This is a genomic window from Acidovorax sp. SRB_24 (genome assembly GCF_012931925.1).
Genome location: NZ_MWOM01000143.1, coordinates 1 through 1,735 on the forward strand (window position 1 = coordinate 1; position 1,735 = coordinate 1,735).

Annotated in this window: 2 protein-coding genes and 1 pseudogene; 2 read left to right on the plus strand and 1 reads right to left on the minus strand. The window is 68.8% G+C overall.

Going from position 1 to position 1,735, the window contains the following annotated elements; translation table 11 throughout:
* A pseudogene (locus B2J89_RS22930) lies at window positions 1-162 on the minus strand (nicotinate-nucleotide diphosphorylase (carboxylating)); the annotation flags it as partial.
* A 63-nt stretch (window positions 163-225) separates the two neighbouring features.
* On the opposite strand from B2J89_RS22930, the gene panB reads away from it, so the two are divergent.
* Window positions 226-1,122, plus strand: a complete 897-nt coding sequence (gene panB / locus B2J89_RS21080) for a 3-methyl-2-oxobutanoate hydroxymethyltransferase (RefSeq protein WP_169170799.1) — start codon at window positions 226-228, stop codon at window positions 1,120-1,122.
* A 97-nt stretch (window positions 1,123-1,219) separates the two neighbouring features.
* A partial coding sequence (locus tag B2J89_RS21085) for a pantoate--beta-alanine ligase (protein ID WP_169170800.1) occupies window positions 1,220-1,735 on the plus strand: 516 nt, incomplete at its 3' end.

Consider the following 1,735-nt stretch of genomic DNA (forward strand, 5'->3'; position numbering starts at 1 on the left):
GGCGCTCTCGCGCGCGAGCACCCGGGCGCGCACGGTGCGCGCGGGGTCGATCAGGCCGGCGGTGAGGTCGCCGCTGCCCAGGTCTTCCTGCAGGGCGCGCGCCACGTCGAGCAGCACCTGGGAGAGCATGGAATTGTCCGTTTCGTCTGCAAAATATGTCATGCCGTGAAGCATAGCGGCTTCGACTAGACTCGCCGCTCCCGAGGACTTTGGAAGAACGCCGCCATGCCAGATACCCCCGCGCAGCCCTCCGCGCCGGCCAGCGCCACGCCCTACGGCACCCTGCCTCCGGCCTCGCCCCTGCCCCAGCGCCGCCCCGTGAGCTTGCCGCACCTGCACGAGATGCGCGCGCGCGGCGAGAAGATCACCATGCTCACGGCCTACGACGCGACCTTCGCGGCCGTGGCCGATGCCGCCGGCGTCGAGTGCCTGCTGGTCGGCGACTCGCTCGGCATGGTCTGCCAGGGCCTGCCCAGCACGGTGGGCGTGCAGCTCGACACCATGGTCTACCACACCGAAAGCGTGGCGCGCGGCCTGCACCGCGTGCAGGGCACAGCCTGGCTGGTGGCCGATCTGCCCTTTGGCAGCTACCACGCCTCGAAGGAGCAGGCCCTGCACAGCGCCTGCGCGCTGATGCAGGCCGGCGCCCACATGGTCAAGCTCGAAGGCGGCGGCTGGACCACCGAGACCGTGCGCTTCCTGGTCGAGCGCGGCATTCCGGTTTGCGCCCACCTGGGCCTGACGCCGCAGACCGTGCACGCGCTCGGCGGTTACCGCGTGCAGGGCAAGACCGACCAGGCCGCGCAGACCCTGCGCCGCCACGCGCGCGAGCTGCAGGACGCGGGCGCCGCGTTGCTGGTGCTGGAGATGGTGCCGGCGCAACTCGCTACCGAGCTGACCGCCGAGCTGGCGCACTGTCCCACTATCGGCATCGGCGCAGGCCAGGGCACCGCCGGCCAGGTGCTGGTGCTGCACGACATGCTCGGCATCAACCTCGGGAAGATGCCGCGCTTCGTGCACAATTTCATGCAGGACGCGGGCAGCGTGCGCGGCGCCATCGAGGCCTATGTGCAGGCCGTCAAGCAAGGGCGCTTTCCCGACAACGCGCAACACGCCTGGTAGCCCGTCTGCGCGCACCTGAATTTCAGGTGTTTGAGGGCTCTAGCCCTTGATGAGCATGCGCCGGATGCTCCTTTTTTGATCATTTTCTTTTTCTTTCATGCGCATCGTCCACACCATTCCCGAACTGCGCGCGGCCCTGGCCGCCAGCGGCCACCCGGCCTTCGTGCCCACCATGGGCAACCTGCACGCCGGCCACCTGGCGCTGGTGCAGCAGGCCCGGCCGCTGGGCGACGCGCTGGTGGCCAGCATCTTCGTCAACCGGCTGCAATTTTTGCCGCACGAAGACTTTGACAGCTACCCGCGCACCTGGGAGGCAGACTGCGCACAGCTGCAGGCCGCCGGCTGCGACGTGCTGTTCGCCCCGCGAGAGCACGACCTCTACCCCGAGCCGCAGACTTTCAAGGTGCAGCCCGACCCGCTGCTGGCCGACATCCTGGAGGGGCAGTTCCGCCCCGGCTTCTTCACGGGCGTGTGCACGGTGGTCATGAAGCTGTTCAGCGCCGTGTTTGCCGGTAAGGCGCAGGGCGCGGCGGTGTTCGGTCAGAAGGACTACCAGCAGCTGATGGTGCTGCGGCGCATGGCGCAGCAGTTCGCGCTGCCCATCGACATCGTG